Consider the following 21,022-nt stretch of genomic DNA (forward strand, 5'->3'; position numbering starts at 1 on the left):
ACCCGAACGGGTGAAGCGCTGGCGTCGAGGGCACATCCATTTTAGCCCGGCAGGACCCGCACCTACTGGAGCGGAAGCCCGCCCGGAATGGTCGGTCGCGAGCGACGCGGAGGGCGGCAGCGGCGAGCGGGGCGGGCCGTCCGCACTCCATGTAGCCACTAGAGTGCCGCACGCCCGAATCGGGAATACAACCCGGTCGGTCGCTGAACACTGCTAGGGGAAACTCGAAATAGATTATTTTGCCTGTAGAAAATATTATGTTCGTTCGTGGCGTGGTGTCAGGTATGACCGGCTCACGTGAGGACGATGAATCGGCGTACGTCGCGCGGTGGAAGGACGCAACGACAGGATTCGACCGAGTCCGGTCGGTTGCGTCGTCGCTCGAGGAGCCGCGGACAGCGGGCTGGATCGCCGATGAAGCACACGTCTCCGAGCCGACGACGCGGAATCATCTCGAGCGGCTCGTCGACCTCGGTGTGCTCGTCACCGACGAGTCAGCGCAAGGCAAGACGTACTATCCGGACCCCGTCTACACGCGCCTGACTGCGATCCAGGAGCTCGTCGCCGAGAACTCCGAAACCGACCTCACCCAGCAGGCAACAGCCATCCAAGCGGATATCGAGACCTGGAAAGCGGAGTACGACGTCGAGTCACCGCGCTCGCTTCGTGCCTCCGTTACGGACGACGTCTCGGTCGAGGATGCCCAACAGCGGCTGCGTGTCGCGGCAGATTGGGAGTCCGCACAGTACCAACTCTCGCTGCTTCGGGACGCCATCGACCACTACGAGACGTACACCGCCCGGCCGCCCGCCTCCGCATGACCGATGCGGACGGCCCTGATGATGGCAGTGAGCAAGCCACCGTCGATACTGGGCTTGGCCGCCAGCCACAGCGACCGGATGGTGGTCGGGAGCCAACACGGGAGGCTGTCGAGAAACGACACCGGATTCTGCGGTCGCTGCGCGAGGAGCTCGAACGCCATCCAGCCATCAGCGCCGCGTGGGGAAGCCCGGACGGGCAGTATGCTGCACTAGCGGCAGACGTCGACCCGGCACAGTTCGGACGCGATAGTGACTCGGCGTCGCTACGGGTGACGTGGCAGCCCAATCCGCAGCTGCCGCCAGGGACGAGCCTCGACGACCGTCGTCGGACAGCACTCACGTCGAACTTCAAGATCCACTATAGCGAGTCGTCGGGGTTCGACTGCGGCGTCCATCTCGAACCGAACCCACACGTCGACGGCCACCTCCACTATCAGGAACGGGCCGCGCCGAGCGACGAGTACGACTACGACGACGTCTCGCTGGCGGCGACAGCGCCAGTCGGTGTGCTCTGGGAAGCCCTCGAACGCATCGCCGATCGGCTGTAGCAGGCGTCAGGCACCCACCCCTAACGGGAGTGGTTCGCTTCCCAGCAGCACCGCCGAGACTCACGCAATCGGCGGCGGCTACACCGACAAGCCGGGCCATCTATCCGTCGGCGATCTCGTCGATAACGTCTTCGTCCAGTTGTCTCAACACGCGTCGGTTCGCTCTTCCGCGGCGTCATCGAGCGCGTTGAGTTGCTCGAGGGAACACGCGTCGTGGGCGATCGCAGGACAGCAAGCGGCCGACGACTTCCGGCAGTCGTCGGCGCTGGGTGTTCGGCCTCGCTACGCGAAGGCGGGTCACTCCGCGAGGCGCTGGAGTAGTTGCGTGACGTACGGGCTGTCCTCCCAGCTCCGGTGCGGGCTGATCGTCGTGACCAGCCTTCGAGCCGCCTCGGCCGTCAGATGGCCGTTGCGGGCGTAATCCACGAGAAGCCGCGGTGTCGGGACGATTCGCGGACCCTGCAGCACAGCGTGAATCAGCGGGAAGTTCGTCCCGCCGAACTCGTCGGTCAGGAAGCCGTCGACGTCGCGCGCGTTCGCGAGGACGATGCCGTCGGTTTCGCCGTCGTCGAGCCCGAACGTCGGCCGTACGTCCGGCGTGTCGGCACGCTCGTAGGGGTCCTCGACAGTGTAGTAGTCGCGAGCCGCGAGGACGTTCGTCGCTGCGGCGCCGTGGATATCCTGATACTGCGTGAGCGCTTGGAGCTCTGTGACGACTTCCGGCGGCACGAAGACGTCACACGACGTGAGTAGGTACTGCAGCGGGTCCGGAGCGGCGGCAGTGTCGTCCGCGCGATCAGCACGCGGGACGGCCAGACTGACGAGTGCGCTCGTGTCAGCGACGACCGTTCGCAGTCGCCGGCCGCTCATCGCTCGTCGTCGCCGGTGTCGACCGTTGTCGCATTATCGTCGTAGATGTCGACGTCCTCGGGAGCCCCGAGTTCGAGTGGCTCGTCGTCGAGATCCGCTTTGAGGATGCGGAGCCGCTGGGCGGTTTCAGTGCCGACCAGCTGTTTGACCGTCTCGAACTCGAGCTGGTCGTCGTAGTACTTCGTCGCGACCAGCTCCTGGAACGGCTCGCTGTCGGCGGTCTCTTCGAGGTAGTCGCGGATCGCTTCGACGAGCAGGTCCGTCCGGTCGGTGTCGAAGAGCTCGGCGACCGCGTCGAGCCGTTCGACGAGGTACTCCGGGGATTGGAAGTGGACGCGTCGCGGCTCGTCGCCCGCGCTCATACTATGTGCATCTTCTGCACATAGATTGATAATCGTTTCGGCGCATACACACGACTTGCACATTAATGCGCGGACCGAGGCCATAGTCGCGTTCGGGTGTATCGGGGTCCTGCGACACCAGACGCCGTTATTGACGACGAGGCTGCGTCGGAATGCGTGCACGCCTGCGCTTAACCAACAAACGACGATGCGGCCCCGTTCTGTTGGTTAAGACGCCAGCAGCCAAAATTCCACCAACCACCAACTTACAACTAGTCGCATGCTACACGACCACATACCTCGACAGCCCGCACACCAGTCCCCTGCTCACTACGCATGCCCCCCGAGGAGTTCACGACCGACCGCCAGTACCTCCACGTCCAGCCGAGCACCGACCCGCTCCAACCAACCGACGTCGCCCGCTCGATCACGCGCCTCCACCGCACCACGAACGAGACGCCGACGTACGAGTGGCTGTTCGTCGCAACCGGCGACACTGGTCCCACGGGTGACCGTCACATCGACTGGTACGTCGGCAGCCAGAATCTCCAGCCAGTCAAACGCACCCTCCGCCAGTCCCTGCCAGCAGCCGTCGACCTCGTCGAAACCACCACCTCCTACCACAACGCCCTCAACCTCGACGCCGCTCCAATCGAACCCGACGACGACGATGCAGCCGACCCCACAGTCGCGGGCGCGAGTGGGAGGCGTCGGCGACCGGCCCGACGACTGGCAGACGCCACTCCCCGCGCTCGCATCGTTCGCCGGCGAGCACGAGGGTGATTGGCCGCTCGCCGCCCTCCTCGACGCGCTCGCGACGACCGACGCGCCCGCACTCGTGCAAATCCTCCTGACGCCGAAACCCGACTGGACACCGAGGAAGGAAGACCGCATCATCGACCTCGAGCTGAACGGTGACCTGCGTCGCCACGAGCTCGGGCAAGCCATCTTCGGCTCCATCGGCGACGCGATGACCGACGGCTACGAAACCCAGCAGACGACCGGCTACCGCCGAGAGGAGACCGACCGACAGACGAGCCAGGGCACGCCGGCCGGCCGGAGCGCACGTCGACGCGTCGACGACGCGACCGTCCATCCGTCGAACGCGCGCCGCATCGAGGCGCTCACGACGGTCGACGCCCGCCAGTCGTTCGTCGTGAACGCCCGCGCCGTCACCATCGCCGGCGACGAATCGCGGGCCGACGCAACCAGTGCGGCAATCGCGGCCGGCTTCCAGTCCCTGCGCGGCGACCACTACCGCGTGCGGGCGACCGAGTACACGGCCGGCAGCGACGACGCCCGCGCCCTCCTCGACGACATCTGCACGCGCACCACGAAGACGAGCCCAAGCCGCCGCAACCACGTCCTCCCGTGGGTCGAGAACGCCAGCCCGGCGATTGTCGCCGACCCCGCCGCCGTGGGCGCGTTCTGCGTCGTCGACGGCCCCGCACTCAGCCCGCCAGCGAGTCGCGCGCTCGAACCCACGCCCGAAGACCGCACCGGCATCGAACTCCCGCCGCGGTCGATTCTCGACCGGTATCTCGACCAGCCCGGGATGACCGTCGGCCACCCCAAAACAGGCGACCGCGCGACGCTAGATGCGACGCTGTCGCTGCCGCCGGCGATTCAACGCCTCCACACCGCACTCTACGGGGCGACCGGCGCGGGGAAAACCGCGCTTGGCCAGCGCATGCAGCTTGCCAACCACGCCGCCACCGACGGCGCGACCATCTACATCGACGCGAAGGGCGACGCCGCCCCACAAGAGTACGCGAAAACCCACTACGCGCGCTACGACACGTTGGAGGACGTCTACTACTTCGACTGTACCGAGTATCTTCCTGCCCTTCCGTTCTTGACGATCGAGCCGCTCCTCGACGCGGGCTTAGACCGCGAGTGGGCCGTCAACGAAGTCACCGAACACTACGTCGACCTGCTCGCCGCCGCCATGGGCCCCGAGCAGTTCCACGACGCGGAAGCCGCCGTCGAAGTCATCGAACAGCTCGTACGTGCGCTGTTCGACCCCGTCCACGGCGCGGACACCATCAGCCACCAGGAGCTAGTGGCGGCCGCCCGCGACTTCCAGGAGACGGCGACACCCCCACCCGTCGCGGATGCAACACTGAAGCACAAGCTCGCGAGCGTCGCCGATCACGACCCCAGCGTCTTCGACAGCATCATGAGCGCCGCCATCCGCCGCCTCGGCGCCGTCACCACCGACGCCCGCCTCGCCCCGCTCTTTGAGGGCGACCACGACACCCAGTTCGACCTCCGGCGTGCGCTCGACGAGGACTGTGTCATCGTCTTCGACCTCCAGGGGTACGGCGAGCGCTCGCGAACCCTCCTCGCGATCGCCGTCCTCTCCCAGCTCTGGCGCGCGCTCACCCGCCGGCAAGCCACCGCCGACCGCGAGTCGCCGCTCGTGAACTGTTACATCGAAGAAGCCGCCGACCTCGCGACGACGGGCGTGCTGGACACGCTCCTCGCCCAGGGCCGCGGGTTCGACCTCGGCGTGACGCTCGCGATGCAGTTCCCCGAACAGCTCCGCGGCAGCCACCAGACCGTGTACACCGAGCTGTTGAACGACGTGGGGACGATCATCACCGGCCGCATCGGCGACGACTACCGCCTCACCGACCGCCTCGCGACCAGCGACCAGGCTGCCGCCCAGCTCGCCACCCGCCTCGGCGACCTCCAGCGCGGCGACTGGCTCGTCCACCCCGCCGCCCCGTTCGCCGACCAGCAACCCCAGCCCTTCCTCGTCGAATCACCCGCCCTGCCCGCGGGGCACCCCGAGAGCGACCAGCCGCTCACTGGCGCCGCCGAAGCCGACTTCGAGCAGGCGTTCCAGGCCGCGCAAACCCGCACCCACGACCACCACGGCGTGGCCGTCGGGCGCGCCGCCAGCGACACCGACCCGGCGACCGTCGACGCCGCCGCAACCAACACGACGGAACCGGTCGCGACCATCCCCCACACCCAGCGGTTCCCCGACTGTCTCACGTACATCGACGAGGCGCCGTACCCGCTCGTCTGCGAGACCTGCGACACGCGGTACGCCTCGACGCCCGAAGGCATGCGCCGCGCGATCGAATGCCATCACTCCCTCGAGAATGTGGACCGCGCGAACGTCCCGATCTGCTCGCTCGACCTCCCGCTGACGAGCGGGGAGCGCGCCGCCAGCGAGTACAGCGACCCGCAGCTCCGGCTCCTGGCGGCCGTCTACATGGCCCACCAGCAGCGCTTCGACCCCGCCCTCGAGTACGACATCGTCTGGGATTCGATGACGCGCCTCGAAGCCTACGTCGGCATCGACGCGGACGCCGTCCGCGACCTCGTCGACGACGGACTCCTGCGTGTCGACTGCCGCCGTCCTCACAAACTCTACACGGTCACGCCCGCGGGCCGGGACGAAATCGACGTCGGCCACCGCGAAGGCATCGCCCACGGCGATGGCACGGGCGACCTCTCCGAATCCAGTCTCCACGTCGCCATGGTCGAGGTCGGCGCCCGCCTCCTCGCCCAGGAACTGGTCGGCCCGGACAAACCCGGCGAGCGCGTCGCCCGCTACTACGGCCTGGAGGACGGCCGCCTGGATGCGGCCGTCTTCGACGACGCGGAGACTGTCGTAGGAACGCTGGAGGCCGAACGCATCAATAATGATCGTGGGGAAGCGATTCCCCGCGACTTCGACCAGATGGCCGCCTGCGACCCACAGCAAGCGCTGTGGCTCGTCAAAACCCGGAGCGACGCCGCCACCCTCCTCCGCGCGCTCCACGACCCGCCAGAGGGCGACCCCCGCGTCCCCAAAACGTACAGCGAGAACATGGCCCCGCGCAAATACCGGCTGGACACACCCGGATTGACTGACGTCTACACCTTCGAATACGCGCGGGACACGCTCCTCGACGACCCCAGTCCCGAATAGCCATCGTTCGGGCGCCCCAACAACGACGGAGACGCACTCCACGGTGGCTGCTACAGAGTCGCGACAGTCCGCAATAACACCCTACGTGGGCGTGTGCACTGACCAGCGAATACCGCGTGGAGTGTCTCGAGACGGACCAGCCAGGGCGAACACGGGAACGGCCGGTTCAGGGCTAGAGACCACGGAGCCACGACGGCCAGGACAGCCGGTTCAGAGTTCAAAGGCTTGCTGGCGAACTCAGCTAATCACCAGCAAGCGTGACTCTGTACGCGGCGCATCGCGACGCCAGCTACGGCGACATATCCATGCGGTACAATATCGATGCACGCAGGGCGCATGTGGTGTCGGCTACTGAATCGGAGACGGCGCCATGATAGACTCGACGTGTGTGGGTTGAAGGCACGTAACTGTCTCCCGGTGGCGAGCAACAAAACCCCCTGACGGCGTAAGTCTGTACAACGATGCCGGACGATTGAAGCGAGAATCCCAGCCGACACCGACGTCAGAGCCCCCTCCCAGCCAAGCGGAGTGCCATCGCTAGTGGCCGCAGCCCGGACAAACGCGACCACACGCAGTCCTAGCTATCGTTCCAGCCGCTACTACCGCCAACCCCTGCCACGTACGGCCGCTTCCAGCGCGGTTGCGAGTGTACAACGTCCCAACGCACTGCCCAGCACCAACCAAGTACGCCCATCGAGACAACCCTGTAGCCACTAGTACTTGCTCCCGTTTCCCGGCATCATGGTACCGTCCCCTACCGTTCTACAAACGAAGTTGAGTATGGTTTTTTGCGGAGCCGGAGCTCTCTGTAGTCGCCCTCTATCTGTCTACCCGTGGATACTCCACAAAACGGGCGACGAATCAGCGTGGATAGTCGCTGCAGTGAGTTAGGCACGAATTACTGCAACAGCGTCGACACCTACGTTCCACACTTGACGGATGACGAGTTTCACGTCGAACCAGAACGACTGTTGTTTGACGTACTGGAGGTCGTAGCGGAGTTTCTTCTCTGGGTCGGCACCGGTGACATCGTTCACCTGGGCCAGTCCAGTCAGTCCAGGCTTCACGAACCACCGTTTCTGCCAGTCCACGACCCCAGTCTCGATATTGGAGTCCAGTTCGGGGCGCTCTGGCCGAGGGCCGACGACACTCATATCGCCTTTGAGGACAGCCCACAACTGCGGAATCTCGTCGAGATGCGTCTGGCGGAGGACGCGCCCAACCGGAGTGACGCGGGGATCAATACCGCCCGCGTCCTCGTCGCTGATTTTCGCTCCTGTCTCGTCTTCGGCGTTTTCGATCATCGACCGGAACTTGTAGACGTCGAACGTCTCGCCGAACACTGCCGTGCGCTCCTGTTTGTACAGTATCGACCCACCGTCGTCGAGTTTGATTGCGACGGCAATCGCGAGAATCACCGGACTCAACGTGAGCAGGCCGCCAGCGGCGAAGACAAAGTCGAACCCGCGTTTGAGCACGTAGTCCTGGACGTCCCACGGTTCGATGTCGACGTCGACGAGCGTGCCGACGTCGCTCTCTGAGGTGAGGACTTGGTCGGCGTGGTCGCGGTGGACTTTGGCGTCGACGCCATGTTCGTAGCAGGCGTCGAGAGCGCCGAAGAACTCCGCGCGGTCGGTGTGTTCGAACGCGAGCACGACCGTATCAATCTCGTACTCGACGAGGACGTCCTCGATACGCGAGAGGCCGCCGAGGCGGTCCAGGCCGCGAATCGCCCCGCCGTCGGCGACCGCGGCATTCGGGGGTGATGCATTTGGAACGCGGTCGAAGGCGCTCGTCGGGCAGAGGTAGCCGAGCAGGGGAACGGAGACGTCGGCGGCGAGCCGTTCGATCTCGTCGGGGTCGTCGCCGACGATGATGGCGCGTTCTGGTTCCGTGGTCGGCCGGCGGCGAATCCACACGAACCACGCCGGTAAGGCGACGAGCAGTGCGGGAGTAACCACGAGGAGTGTGGTGCGGGGGAGCCGATAGGAGTAGTCGAAGTAGCCGATTGCGGCGAGGGCGAGCATCGCGACGAGGACGCGTTTCTGGGCGAACACGACGACGTCGAGAATCCGGCGTGGCCGCGGTTTGTACAACGGAACGAACGCGGCGGTCACGACGAGAAGCGTCGTCATCGTCTCGAGGATTCCCTCGGCACCGCCGGGTGGGTCGGGAGAGAGGTTTCCGACGACCGGGAGTGCGCCGATAACGGCCTGAACGGCAGCGGTGTTGGCGAAGGTGACCGCGAGCGCGGTCAGTGCTGCGACGCCGAGCGCGCTGCCGACGCGATACCGCCATCCCCCATTCATCGTCTCACGTTTGCGTGGCCAGTAAGGTTAAATACTCCGACTCTGACAGGCTTGCGGCTGTACGGTCCAGTGTGCGACACGAATTCTTCGACTCAATCGAGGTATGAAGGCTGCACCACCGAGTTCGCCAGTATGAGTCGAAGTTCGTGATTCCACACTCAGAATAGGGATGGCGCTCGGGAGCGCGCGTGGCAACTGATAAGAACCGGGGCGGAGTGTGTTCGAGTAATGCAGGCTGTCGTGCTCGCGGCGGGGAAAGGCGAGCGGCTCTGGCCGCTCACCGAGAATCGCCCGAAGCCGATGATTCCCGTTGCGAACCGCCCGCTCCTCGAGCATATCGTGGACGCGCTCGTCGACGCGGGTGTCGACGAGATAATTTTGGTCGTGGGGTCGAACCGTGAACGCGTCCAGCGACACTTCGAGAACGGGGACGCATGGAACGTCGACATCGACTACGTCGTCCAGGACCCACAGCTCGGTACTGGCCACGCCCTCCTACAAGCCGAACGGCAGGTTGGCGAGTCGTTCGTCGCGCTGAACGGTGACCGCATCATCGACGCATCCCTCGTCGAGGACGTGTGGGCGCGCCACGAAGAGACGGGCGATCCGGCGATGGGCGTCACGCAAGTCGAGCAGCCGAGCCAGTACGGCGTCGTCGAACTGGACGGGGAGACAGTAATCGACATCGAGGAACAACCTATCCCGGAGCTCGCGGCGTCGAAGTTCATCAACGCGGGCGTGTACGCGTTCGACCCCAGCATCTTCGCGGCGATTCGCCGGACGGAGAGCTACGGGGAGCAGGCGCTGACGGACACGCTCTCCGAGGAACTCGACGACCAGCAGATTCGCGCGGTGAGGTACCGCGGCCGCTGGCTCGATGTCTCCGAGCCGTGGGACCTTCTCGCCGTGAACAGCGCGCTCATCGACGGCCGTTCGCCCCAGCACCGGGAGAGCGCGACCATCGCTGACTCGGCGGTTGTCACCGACAACACCGTAATTGGCGACGGCGTCGTCGTCCATCCGAACGCGACGATTCTCGGGGGCGTCACACTCGGCGACAACGTGAGCGTCGGTGCCGGCGCAGTAGTCAAAAACGCGATACTCTTATCCGATTGTACGATAGAGTCTGGGGCGATAATGACCGACTGTATCGTCGGGGCGAACGCGTCACTCGGCCCCAACACGACCGTCGAGGGCGGGACTGCTGACGTGGTGCTCGACGATACGGTCTATCGAGACGTGCGCTTCGGCGGGTTGACCGGGGACAACGTCGACGTCGGCGCGAACGTCACCGTCGCCCCGGGCGCCATCGTCGGCAACGATGCGACGGTCGACAGCGGGACGCTGGTCGCCGGCCGCATCGACGACGGCAGTCATGTCACGCGAGGCTAACCATGTGTGGAATCACGGGCTACATCGGCACCGACGAGACGGGGAAAATCGTCCATCAGGGACTACAGAACCTCGAATACCGCGGGTACGACTCTGCGGGCATCGCGCTCAACGGCACGAACCTCACGGTCCACAAGACCGAGGGCGAAGTCGGCGACCTTCCCGTTCCCGCCGGCGACGACGTCGTCTGCGGCATCGGCCACACGCGTTGGAGTACGCACGGCGAGCCCACGGAGGAAAACGCCCATCCACATACCGACTGTACGGGCGAGGTTGCAGTCGTCCACAACGGCATCGTGGAGAACTACGACGACCTGAAGGCGGAACTCCACGGCGACCACGTCTTCCGTAGCGACACGGACACGGAAGTCATCCCCCACCTCGTCGAGGACCACCTCGCAGAGGATGTCTCACTGCTTACTGCCGTCCAGCGGGCGACGAGTCGGCTCGAAGGAAGTTTCGCAGTCGCGGTGACGGCGGCCGGCCACGACGGCATCATCGTCGCCCGACAGGACAGCCCCCTACTCCTCGGCCACGGCGACGGGGAGACGTTCATCGGCAGCGACGCGACCGCGTTCATCGAGCACACGGACCGCGTCACGTACCTCGAGAACGGCGACATCGCACACGTCACCAAACAAGGCGTGGACATCTTCAACGACGGCGAGCGCGTCGAGCGGACGACCGAAACGCTGGACTGGGACGCCGACGCGGCGGGCAAGAGTGGCTACGACCACTACATGCTCAAGGAGATTCACGAGCAGCCGCGCGCGCTCCGGCAGGCCATCTCCGGGCGCATCGACGACCTCGCGACGAACGTCGACCTCACCCTGGATCTCCCCGACGAGTACCTCCAGTCAGTCGAGGAAGTCCAGATCGTCGCCTGCGGCACCTCCTACCACGCAGGGTTGTTCGCGAAAGAACTCCTCGAAGCGAAAGCGGACGTCCGCGTCACCGTCCACGTCGCCAGCGAATACGACTTCCGCGGCGGCCGCGACCCGTGGCGCACACTCGTCGTCGCCATCACCCAGAGCGGCGAGACCGCGGACACGTTGTCCGCGCTCCGCGAGGCGTCACAGGCCGGTACGCGGACGCTCGCGCTCACGAACACGCTCGGGAGTACGGTCACGCGGGAGGCCGACGACACGGTCTTCATCCGCGCGGGGCCGGAGATCGGTGTTGCGGCGACGAAGACGTTCGTCTCGCAAGTCGCCACGGCAGCTCTCTTCTCGGTGTATCTCGGCCGAGTTCGCAACGAGATGACGACCGAGACCGCCACAGACCTCCTCGAGAGTCTCCGTGACCTCCCCGGCGCTGTGCAGCAAGTCCTCGACCGGGAGGCCAAGATACGCGAGACCGCCCGCGAGTACGCCGACAGCGACGCGTTCTTCTACGTCGGTCGGCGCGCCGGCTACCCCGTCGCCCTCGAGAGTGCGCTCAAACTCAAGGAGATCTCCTACGACCACGCGGAGGGATTCGCCGCGGGCGAACTCAAACACGGCCCGCTCGCACTCGTCACCGACGACACGCCCGTCATCGCGTTGCTCACGAGCGAGACTGCACGCAAGAAGACGCTCAACAACGTCAAGGAAGTGAAATCCCGCGGGGCGCCGGTCATCGGCGTTGCGAGCGACCCGGACGCAACCACGCACGTCGACGCGACGTTCGACGTCCCAGATTGTGGGGCGATGGAGCCGGTCGTCGCCAACGTCGCCCTCCAGCTGTTCGCCTACCACGTCGCCGACGAGAAGGGACGCCCCATCGACAAGCCGCGGAATCTCGCGAAGAGCGTCACCGTCGAGTAATTACGCCGCAGTCACGCGCGTTCCGTTCGCCACCGCACGCTCGGATACGGCAATCTCCTCGCCAGCCACGTCGTACGTCCCCGCGTAGGGGACGCGGACCGCGTAGGTTCCGTTCGCCGACGCTGTCGTCGAATGCTCGTAGGTGAACGACTCGCCCGAGACCGTCCCGTCGTAAGTGACAGTGACGGTCGCGTTCGCGTCAGCAGTCCCCTCAATCGTTGCCCCGGGGACGAGTGTGTAGACAGTCTTCGTGTTCCCACGCCAGACCGCCCGGTAGTGGCCAGTTCCGCTCCCCCAGTCCGCGAGCCGTGCGGCCATCGTCTCGGTTTCGTTCTCGCTCGCGAATTCGTCGTCGGCCACGACGAAGGCGGCACGGCCGTTCAGTCGGTCGTACCACGTCGACGCGTTCGGCGATCTGAGGAAGGGCTCGTAGTTCGAGCGCGCGTAGCCGTAGCTCCGCGAATCACCGGAGACGAACGCGTTGTAGAGGCGGTTCTGGCTCCACTGACTGAACACGTACGCCTGGTCGCGCGTCCAGTCGGGCGATTCGACTCGATCCTCCATCCACGCGGCCGCCTCGTACGTGTCGTCGCTCGGGACGATCGTGTTCGTACGGATGGGCGTCATCATCGTCCCGAGACCGCCGACCAGCAGGAACGCCAATCCAAGTGAGAGCAGCGTCCGTCGCTCGGGCAGTGAGAACGACCGAATGTCAACACCGGTTTCGCGTGGGTCACGGTCGGCAAACACCTGCGGCGGGTCTGTAATGTCGACGACGTTGAGGAAGTAGACGAACGCGAAGCCGGCGAAGACAGCGACAAAGAGGGAGAGTTCACCGGTGAACCGGACTTGTGTGACTGCGAGCACGAACAACACCAGCCCGTACGAGCCCGCGAGGAGCCACCGCGGCCGGTGAAATCCGTAGTAGAACGCCCACGCGCCCGCGGGCAGGGCGAACAGCAGGGCAGTCCCGTAGAAGAAAATCGGGCCGACGAACAGCCCGTAATCGGTGCTGAACAGCGACTTCGTCTCGACGATGTTGCTGCCGGACATCCCGACGAGCCGGGAGAGTTCCTGACTGAGCTCGGCGCCGAACGTCGGCTCGATTGTGACGACCACTGCGAGCGTGAGCAGGCCGCTCCCCGTCGCCAGAACTGACGCGACCCACGCCGGCCAGTCGAGCCGCCGCGTGAGTGCTGCCGTCCCGACCGCGAACCCCATCGCGACGGCGGCGAGCAGTGGCGCCGTCACGATAATCGGCGACTGCCACCCGAGCACGACATAGCCCGCGACGGCGAGCAGTCCACCGGCAGTCACACCCGCGATGAGCAAGCCGTCGTCCCAGAGCGGGTCGCCCGAGCGGACGATGGCGGCGCTGCGAACGACAGCGTAGGCGACGAACGGCACGAACAGGAGCGGCGCGGCGTTCCACGAGTGGGCTTGGGCGGCCACGCCGACTGCGAGCACGCCCACCCCGGGAAGTCTGGTACGCCAATCGCGAGTCGCGGGGTAGTCGCGGCCGGTCGGGAGTGTCCGAACCGCGGCAAACGCGACGACCGCGAGCCACAGGAAGTCGAGGGCGTGGTGGTCGGCGAAACCCAAGGCCGTGCGGTAGCCGTGAACTGGGAGGACAGCGAGAATCAGCAGCGACGCAAGGCCAACGCGACGGTCTCGGGAGAGCGTGACGGCGAGCACGTAACAGAGAATGGCGCTCCCGAGGGCGGCGACGGCGGGATACCACGCGAGCACGATCTCGGCCGTACCCGTACTACCGCCGAATAGTCGCGTCGTCGCAACGAGTAACGCGACGAGCAGCGGTTCGCCGCGTTCGATGCTCGCAGGAACATCGAGGATGCCCGCACCGGCGTCGAGCATCGAGAAGACGAGATAGCGGTAGTAGTAGGGGTCGTTGCCGAGCAGGACGACGTGCTCGCCGCGGAACACGCGCGGATAGACGAACGCGCGGAACGCGACCACGACGAGCAAACAGCCCAGAATCGCTGCGAGCACGCGTCGAGGAATATCGGGGAGACCGAGACGGTCGACGATGCCCAGGCCGGTACTGTCGGCTGCGGTCTCGGGGTCGGCATCGCCGAGCGCGACACGGACGGCGTGGCGGTCCGCGAGCCGGTAGCCGTCGTCGGTCTCGGTAGCGATGCCCTGGGAGACGAGTTCGCCAAACGTTCCCGAGTCGAGTGGCGTGTCGTCGAACGCCCACGCGTCGTGCTCGCGGTCGACGTCGACGACAGCCCGGAGGTCGTCGGCGAGTCCGGGCTGGTCGTCGAGGAGCGCGGCGGTCTCCTCGCGCACGTCAGTCATTATATGGGACACACTAGCGAGCCGGCTAAGGTGTTTCGACTACGCTCTGGATGGGGTATGAATGGTACTTCTTGCGTCCCGAGTCTGCTGTATTCAGGTAGCAAATCCGCACTACACTCTGATCGATATTGTCGGCCACAAGCCTTTACAATCCTGTTTTCGGCGATAACTCCTTTCCGTCGTGCCGGCGACTCCTTCGAGTATGCAAGTAGGCGGGTGTCAACGAAAATCAGCAGTTACCCTGGGGGTGCTTGTTCTCCTCTCCGGTGTGGTCGCCGGGGCGGGCGTGCCACTGTCACCAGTGGCGGGAGCGTCCACACAGACAGCAGAGTCGGACTCGACGGTCGGATTTGCGTACGTTGATAACGGTGAGTTGACGATGGTCACCAGGGATGGACGCAAGATCGATCTCAGTGTCAGTGCGAACGTGATTGGTGCTGGAAAGGATGCTGATGATGATGGCTACGTCGAGATTCCACACGTGACGAGTGATGGAACCTTGCGAATCATCGATAAAACGGGAGAGGCGATGACGTTGGCGACCGACGCTGATGCAGCGAAAACGAAGGTTGCAATCGGGGACCACGATGAAGACGGCGACGACAGTGTGTACTACACCACCGATGGTGTGTTGCAGATCACGAGCATCGCGGAGAATACAACCGAAACTCCATCCGGGACCGATACCTCGATAACAGCTGTCGCCGGTGTCGGAGATATCACTGGCGATGGGACGCCCGAAGTCGTCTACACGGATGGTTCGAACATCGGTTATTATAACGAATCAGGTAGCGAGAATAGCTTCTATACGAATAGCGTTGGGTCCGATAACGGCGTAGGCATCGGTACGCCGCGAGATTTTGACGGTGATGGAACCGCTCGAATTCCAATCGTGACGGGCAGTGGCAACGTGGCACTCGTGAATGGGAGTGGGAGTCCGGAGACACTCATGCAGAGTGGAAATGCAGCGAAATCTCCGGTCACGGCAGTCAATTGGACGAACGGCCCCGACCTCGAAGTCATCTTCCTGAACTCGAATCAGAGCAACGCGCCCTACTACGTCACGCTAGACGGAACGAGCAATCCCATCGATCCGGTTACCAGAACCGCAGACGCTGAGGCCGGCGTAGCATGGGTTCCGGATGCCCCACTAGTGCTGTCGAACTTCACACTCGCGAACGAATCGGGCACGATACAAGCATCGTTTAACTCGAGCAGCGACCTCAACGCCCTCGAGGTCACAATTGACGGCCCGGATAGCGAATCGCTCACACTCGATGCGTTCAACGAAACCACCACGAACGGCCGCTACACGTATACGGGCAACTACACACCAACGACGGACGGCACCTACAAAGTAACTCTCGACGAGGCAACTGCCGTCGATGGTGACACAGCCAGCCCCGACACGACAGACAGCACAGCAGTCGAAACAGAGCTTAATGTTTCCGGTTTAAACGCCACCGCCAACGAATTCGACCTGAATCTCTCGTTTAACGCCACGGACCAACTCTCCGATGTGGCCGTCGAGATTGGCGGCGCAGAACAGGCCTCACTCACCCTCGACGAGTTCTCAACCGCCAGCTCAAGCCCGCCCTACGAGTACACGGGCACGTACAACGCGAGCACCACCGGTGAGTACAACGTCACGCTCACGCAGGCAACAGCCGACGACCAAGTCCACGACGAGAACCGTACTGATACGGCGACTGTCGAGGCACAACTCGACGTGTGGAATTTCACGCTCGCGAACGAGACGGACGGCGTCCGCGTGTCGTTCAACGCTAGCGAGCAACTGCGTGAGACCACCGTCGAAATTGACGGGCCAACAAACACGACACTCGACTACGGCGACTTCGCGGAAACCGACACTGGTGATGGTTACGTCTATACGACGACGTATGATACAACGACTGCTGGGACGTACAACGGCACCCTCGAACGGGCGGTCGCCACGGACGACGACGTTGTCACCCCAAACCGCACCGCGAACACGACGATTGGAGAGCCGTTCGAGGTCACGAACCTCACAGCCATCACACGGCACGGCGACCTCGACCTTTCGTTCGAGGCAACACAATCGCTAATCGGAGTGACAGTCAAGATTGGCGGGACCGAAACTGGCAGCGTCCCTCTCGATGCATTCACGACGAACGACTCCAGCCCGACATACACGTATACGGGCACCTACGAGGTGAACACGACCGGAGAGTACGACGTGACGCTCACTGACGCGACCGCAACCGACGGCCGAACTCACGACGACACCCTCACGACGACTGCGACCCTTGAGCCACTGCTCGTAAATGCAACCCTCACTGATGCAACCGACCAGAACGCCGCCGTCAACGAATCCGATCGCGTCACCGTCACGGCAACCGTCTCGACGGCTGCCGACAGCGTGACTGCCGACGCCGCCGCGTTCGGCGCCAGTTCGATTACACTGACAGCCATCGGCGACACGACGTACCGGGAGACAATCGACGTCGCGGTCCGGAACGCGACCGAGCCACGAGCCATCCCCGTTACAGTAACCAGTGTCTCTGATCGGGAGAGTGGCGAGACGACGAACACGGTGCTGGTCGATACGGAACCACCAACCGTTGATGCCGGCGCCAATCGAACCGTCGACAACGGGACCCAAGTCACGTTCAGCCCTACACGCGTCGTTGAGCCAACAACCCGAACTGTCGAACACACGTGGACGGTCGCCGGCGAGGTTCTGCGCGGCGAAAACGTGACGACGACAATCAATAAGCCGGGCACCTATACGGCACGCCTCGCGGTCATGGACGCTGCCGGAAATATCGGCCGCGACAGCGTGACGGTTACCGTCGAGGCGTCCGAGACGACGCAGGCACCGAGTAGCGGTTCAGGTGGCGGCGGTCCGTCTGGCGGCGGCGGGGGCTTTGTAAGCCCAGCAACAACCGACACGCCAACCGAGACGACAGCCCCGCCTCAGACAACGACCCACCCACCAGCAACAACGACAGCGAGTGAGGGCAATAGTGTGGAGACGTCGACACGCACAACACCGGAGCCATCCACCACATCACCCACACTGACAACCGCCGCACGTTCCGAACCTCCCTCCCACAACGTCGAGATGCCGTTCGGTGATATCTTCGGAGTTCCCCGTAGTGCAACAATCGTCGGCATTACCGTTGCGATACTCATCGTGCTTCGGCGTTCAAACAGCCGATAGGTTGTCCCAGTGTCGATATCACAACTTCAGTGGCGCTGTCTAGTTGAGTTAGTTTGAGAAGCGAGCAGGTCGTTGAGTTTCTTGTCCAAAGATGCTCGCAGACCTGCTCACGAGAGCTATGAACCGGATTTAGAAGAAGCTTGGGAGAATGAGCGGACGGCGACGTCCGTCAGGGCGTTCGCCGTCCGCCTCCATCAGACCAGTTTTTCACTCAGAGAAACAACAACGATCTTAGCGGAATTAGGCGTACAACACTCGCATGGAGCGTTTTGGAACTGGGTGCATCGGCTGGCTGATAGTATGTGCGACCCGCCTGAGGCGCAGCCCACGCGGGTCGCTGTTGACGAGACCGCTGTCAAGATTGACGGTGAGTGGTCTCGGCTATATGCTGCAATAGACATCGAGACAAAGTTAATTCTCGATGTCGCGTTGTTTGGGCGGCATGGCACCGATCCAGCAGCTGCGTTTCTGCAGAAACTTCAAGAGAACCATGATCTCTCGGAGGCTGAGTTTCTCGTCGAACAATTCGGCTATCAAACTTCCCTTGCTCGATTAGGGTTGAGCGGTCGGGTCAACTATACCGACCGAAACCTGATTGAAACGTGGTTTCACACGCTCAAAGTACCGGTCGACCGCTTCCATAATTTGTGGGTGGGCAGTCGGTCGAGCGTCCGTGAGTGGCTTGAATGGTTTATGAATTACTACAACCGCCACAGACCGCACCAAGCTCTCGATGGAAAGACACCAATCGAGGAGGTCCAGAACTAGACAGTGCCAGAATACAGAAAGCATTTACCAACGGATACGCTTAGATTCGGGTACCCCTACCCGAAATGGCGGCTGTGAAAACCCCTGATTCACCGTTTCGGCGGAATCAGGTTGGAGCAGGCGTCTGGGCTGACTGACCTGACTCAGTCACCGATGACAATTCAAACATGACAGACACGACAAATAAGCTTCGCGCGGTCTTCCTGACGGCGCTGATGATCGGCTCCGTATTCGCAGCCGGCATCGCGTTCACAGGAGGGGCCGCTGCGCAGGCAGGTAACATCGACGACGGGCGTTCGAACGCCTTGACGAGCGATGCTCCGGATGGAACGAACAAGACGGTTGGACCGAACTCGACCGTCTATCAGGGCGAGACCGACCTCGTCTTCGTAAACGAGAACGGTAACACTGAGACGGCGGAGTCGCTGTCGCGGACTGGTGGCTCTAGCGAAGGCGTGCCGCTTGGCATGCCGATCAGTGAGGACCAGACCACCGGTACCTACGACCTTAACGGGCCGACCGGCGGCACCGGCGGGCTCCAAGTCACCGTCGCCGAACCCAGCATTTCGAACCTCGAAGTGCAAAACGAAGGCGGCGCTGACGTCTCCGGTGGCGTCCTCACCACCAACTCCGACACCGCAACCGTCCACGTACAGTACAATTACTACAACGCTGAATCCGTCGAGATCTCCGTCGAAGACGAAGACGGCCTCGACGTCACTAACGAAATCGTCAGCAGCTCTGAAGTGAACAACGGCAACGGGAACGCCGAGTTCACAATCGACCCGCAGGCAGTTAGCTCGGGCGACTACACCATCAGCGTCTCCGGTGTCGACGACCTCGACTTCGGTGACGCTTCCCAGAGCACTACCGTCACGATCTCGTCCTCACGGACGGCCTCGCTGAACCTGGCCTCCGACGAGATCGTGCAGGGTGAGAACCTCCAGTACACCGCCGAAAACAGCCCGGAAGGCAGCGTCCACGCCGTCACGATCGAGGACAGCTCCTTCCGCAACGGTGTTGACGACGCGACGGCGGAGAACATCTTCCGGAACGTCGGCGACACCCTCGCCTCCGGCGTGACCGACGACCACGCCTGGGCGACCATCGAGATTGACGGCGGCAACGCCGTTGGGTCGATCAACACCCAGTACCTCGAAGACGCTTCCGTCGACGTTGAGCTGTACCCGGCAAACAGCTCTACAAACGATTACATCCACTCCGACAACACGGTCAACGCGACCGCACTCGCAGAGCTGGAACCCGACGACGACCAGTCCTTCGACGTGACCCAGGGGACGGTCTCCCTGGACAGCCCGACGGGGGCGTACGTCGTGGGCTCGGAAGCCGTCGTTAACGGCACTGTGAGCGCCGGTGTCGACGAAGTCGCGATCTACGCACGCAGCAACAACAACTTCCAGCACGTCGAAATTGACGGCGACAACACGATCGAAGTCGCCAGCGACGACACGTTCGAAGAGGAAGGCGTTGTCCTCACCCAAGGCGCGGGTGACGGGAACAACCTGCTCTCGCTGCCGGGGACGTACCGGCTCGGTGTCATCAGCGCTGAAGACGCCGACACAGACAACTCCGGCACCGTCGACGGGGAACTCAACACCTCCGCGTTCAACGGCGGTGTGAGCAGCGTCTCCTCGATCACGGTGACGGACACGGAGCTGAACGGCTCGTTCACCACCTACAACGGCCAGGTGGCCATCGAAGACGGTGAAGTCGGCGTGGAAGGCACCGCGCCCGGTAAGGACAACCTCGTTGTTGCGCTGGTCGACCAGCGCGGCAACGCGGTAGCCCACGTCATCTCCGTTGACAACGACGGTACGTTCGACGACGACAGTCTCAGCCTCGGCGACCTGAATGAGGGCTCCGTTTCCGCCCACATCCTCTCGTCCGGCCGTGACGGTGTCTTCGGCGAAGATGGTGCAGGCCCGAACACGGAATCCGAGCTCGAGACTTATATTGAGTCGAACTGGGCGAGTGGTTCCAGTAGTGGCGAGCAGGTTCGCGAGCAGATTCTCGCGAACACGGTCGACGACACGGCCAGCGACGACCTGATCGTCACCGAAGAGTTCCGGCTTGCCAGCGCTCTCACGACCATCGAGTCCGTGAGCGGCGTTGAATCCGGTGGCACCCTCACGGTTGAGGGGCAGACGAACCGCCAGCCTGACGACAACACCATCACGGTCGAGCTGCTCGACTCTGATGGTGACTCGGTCATGCTCACCAGCACCGAAGAGTGGGGCATGAACGGGCAGTGGTCCGTTGAGATGAGCCTCGCTGACGTCGAGCCTGGCGAGTACACGGTCGAATCCGACGACGGTGAAACGATCGACCGCCAGGATGTCGAAATCGTCGAAGAGGTCGAAGAGACCACGCAGGAGCCGACCACGCAGGAGCCGACCACGCAGGAGCCGACGACCACCGAGGAGTCGACGACTGCAGCGCCGACCACCACCGAGGAGTCGGCCGGCACCACGGAGGATACTGGTGGCGAATCCGGTAGCGGCATCCCCGGCTTCGGCATGGGCATCGCGCTCATCGCCGTGCTCGGCGCCGCCCTGCTGGCACTCCGCCAGAACTAACGAATCACGACCTGACCGCCCGTAACGCGGTCACCTAACGACGTACGCGATTTCTTTCTTTTGCGCGCTACGCCCTGTAGCGACGGCTCTATCCGACACGACCGCTGGGCCGTATTCGC

At 63.7% G+C, this 21,022-nt stretch carries 12 protein-coding genes and 1 pseudogene; 9 read left to right on the forward strand and 4 right to left on the reverse strand.

All coding sequences use genetic code 11. The features are described 5' to 3' along the window. Window positions 1-284: 284 nt before the first annotated feature. A complete protein-coding gene (locus GJ634_RS01175) occupies window positions 285-821 on the forward strand; it encodes a winged helix-turn-helix domain-containing protein (protein ID WP_157500060.1) in 537 nt (178 codons plus the stop codon). Continuing rightward, on the forward strand, window positions 818-1,369 hold the full coding sequence (locus GJ634_RS01180) for a hypothetical protein (protein WP_157500062.1): 552 nt from the start codon (window positions 818-820) through the stop codon (window positions 1,367-1,369). The genes GJ634_RS01175 and GJ634_RS01180 overlap by 4 nt, the downstream gene beginning before the upstream one ends. A gap of 297 nt (window positions 1,370-1,666) precedes the next feature. Here the strand turns inward: GJ634_RS01180 and GJ634_RS01185 are convergent, their stop codons facing one another. Continuing rightward, window positions 1,667-2,239 (reverse strand): hypothetical protein, encoded by a 573-nt coding sequence (locus GJ634_RS01185; protein WP_157500064.1) that lies wholly within the window; start codon window positions 2,237-2,239, stop codon window positions 1,667-1,669. After that, window positions 2,236-2,601, reverse strand: coding sequence for a hypothetical protein (locus GJ634_RS01190; protein ID WP_157500066.1), 366 nt, complete (start codon window positions 2,599-2,601; stop codon window positions 2,236-2,238). The genes GJ634_RS01185 and GJ634_RS01190 overlap by 4 nt, the downstream gene beginning before the upstream one ends. 315 nt (window positions 2,602-2,916) lie before the next feature. Here GJ634_RS01190 and GJ634_RS01195 point away from each other — a divergent pair, with 315 nt between their 5' ends. Next, on the forward strand, window positions 2,917-3,363 hold the full coding sequence (locus tag GJ634_RS01195; protein WP_157500067.1) for a hypothetical protein: 447 nt from the start codon (window positions 2,917-2,919) through the stop codon (window positions 3,361-3,363). Continuing rightward, complete coding sequence (locus GJ634_RS01200; RefSeq protein WP_157500068.1) at window positions 3,281-6,508, forward strand: type IV secretory system conjugative DNA transfer family protein; 3,228 nt, start codon at window positions 3,281-3,283, stop codon at window positions 6,506-6,508. Before GJ634_RS01195 ends, GJ634_RS01200 begins: the two co-directional genes overlap by 83 nt. Window positions 6,509-7,395: 887 nt before the next feature. On the opposite strand, the gene GJ634_RS01205 is transcribed toward GJ634_RS01200, so the two are convergent. Beyond that, the gene (locus tag GJ634_RS01205) at window positions 7,396-8,817 is read right to left on the reverse strand and encodes a sugar transferase (protein ID WP_157500069.1); all 1,422 of its coding nucleotides are present in this window, start codon (window positions 8,815-8,817) and stop codon (window positions 7,396-7,398) included. Between the two features lie 228 nt (window positions 8,818-9,045). Here GJ634_RS01205 and GJ634_RS01210 point away from each other — a divergent pair, with 228 nt between their 5' ends. Next, window positions 9,046-10,209: a sugar phosphate nucleotidyltransferase gene (locus GJ634_RS01210; RefSeq protein WP_157500070.1), complete on the forward strand. Its 1,164-nt coding sequence runs from the start codon at window positions 9,046-9,048 to the stop codon at window positions 10,207-10,209. A gap of 2 nt (window positions 10,210-10,211) precedes the next feature. After that, complete coding sequence (gene glmS / locus GJ634_RS01215) at window positions 10,212-12,014, forward strand: glutamine--fructose-6-phosphate transaminase (isomerizing) (RefSeq protein WP_157500071.1); 1,803 nt, start codon at window positions 10,212-10,214, stop codon at window positions 12,012-12,014. Here glmS and GJ634_RS01220 read toward each other — a convergent pair whose 3' ends face one another. Further along, window positions 12,015-14,333, reverse strand: coding sequence for a hypothetical protein (locus tag GJ634_RS01220; protein WP_157500072.1), 2,319 nt, complete (start codon window positions 14,331-14,333; stop codon window positions 12,015-12,017). A gap of 202 nt (window positions 14,334-14,535) precedes the next feature. Here GJ634_RS01220 and GJ634_RS01225 point away from each other — a divergent pair, with 202 nt between their 5' ends. The 3 genes and pseudogenes from GJ634_RS01225 (at window position 14,536) to csg (ending at window position 20,903) form a co-directional block, all read left to right on the forward strand. Next, window positions 14,536-17,538 (forward strand): PKD domain-containing protein, encoded by a 3,003-nt coding sequence (locus tag GJ634_RS01225; RefSeq protein WP_157500073.1) that lies wholly within the window; start codon window positions 14,536-14,538, stop codon window positions 17,536-17,538. A 91-nt stretch (window positions 17,539-17,629) separates the two neighbouring features. Continuing rightward, window positions 17,630-18,306 (forward strand): annotated as a pseudogene (locus tag GJ634_RS01230) (IS6 family transposase). A 167-nt stretch (window positions 18,307-18,473) separates the two neighbouring features. Further along, on the forward strand, window positions 18,474-20,903 hold the full coding sequence (gene csg, locus GJ634_RS01235; RefSeq protein ID WP_157500075.1) for an HVO_2072 family ArtA-dependent S-layer glycoprotein: 2,430 nt from the start codon (window positions 18,474-18,476) through the stop codon (window positions 20,901-20,903). The last annotated feature ends 119 nt before the right edge of the window (window positions 20,904-21,022 follow it).

This window comes from Halobacterium sp. CBA1126, from assembly GCF_009741975.1.
Taxonomy (GTDB): Archaea; Halobacteriota; Halobacteria; order Halobacteriales; family Halobacteriaceae; genus Halobacterium.

Bases quoted from the DNA above. Each gene is read 5' to 3' on its own strand.
- GJ634_RS01175 (WP_157500060.1), top strand. From the start codon at position 285: ATGACCGGCTCACGTGAGGACGATGAATCGGCGTACGTCGCGCGGTGG.
- GJ634_RS01180 (WP_157500062.1), top strand. From the start codon at position 818: ATGACCGATGCGGACGGCCCTGATGATGGCAGTGAGCAAGCCACCGTC.
- GJ634_RS01185 (WP_157500064.1), bottom strand. From the start codon at position 2,239: ATGAGCGGCCGGCGACTGCGAACGGTCGTCGCTGACACGAGCGCACTC.
- GJ634_RS01190 (WP_157500066.1), bottom strand. From the start codon at position 2,601: ATGAGCGCGGGCGACGAGCCGCGACGCGTCCACTTCCAATCCCCGGAG.
- GJ634_RS01195 (WP_157500067.1), top strand. From the start codon at position 2,917: ATGCCCCCCGAGGAGTTCACGACCGACCGCCAGTACCTCCACGTCCAG.
- GJ634_RS01205 (WP_157500069.1), bottom strand. From the start codon at position 8,817: ATGAATGGGGGATGGCGGTATCGCGTCGGCAGCGCGCTCGGCGTCGCA.
- GJ634_RS01210 (WP_157500070.1), top strand. From the start codon at position 9,046: ATGCAGGCTGTCGTGCTCGCGGCGGGGAAAGGCGAGCGGCTCTGGCCG.
- glmS (WP_157500071.1), top strand. From the start codon at position 10,212: ATGTGTGGAATCACGGGCTACATCGGCACCGACGAGACGGGGAAAATC.
- GJ634_RS01220 (WP_157500072.1), bottom strand. From the start codon at position 14,333: ATGACTGACGTGCGCGAGGAGACCGCCGCGCTCCTCGACGACCAGCCC.
- GJ634_RS01225 (WP_157500073.1), top strand. From the start codon at position 14,536: ATGCAAGTAGGCGGGTGTCAACGAAAATCAGCAGTTACCCTGGGGGTG.
- csg (WP_157500075.1), top strand. From the start codon at position 18,474: ATGACAGACACGACAAATAAGCTTCGCGCGGTCTTCCTGACGGCGCTG.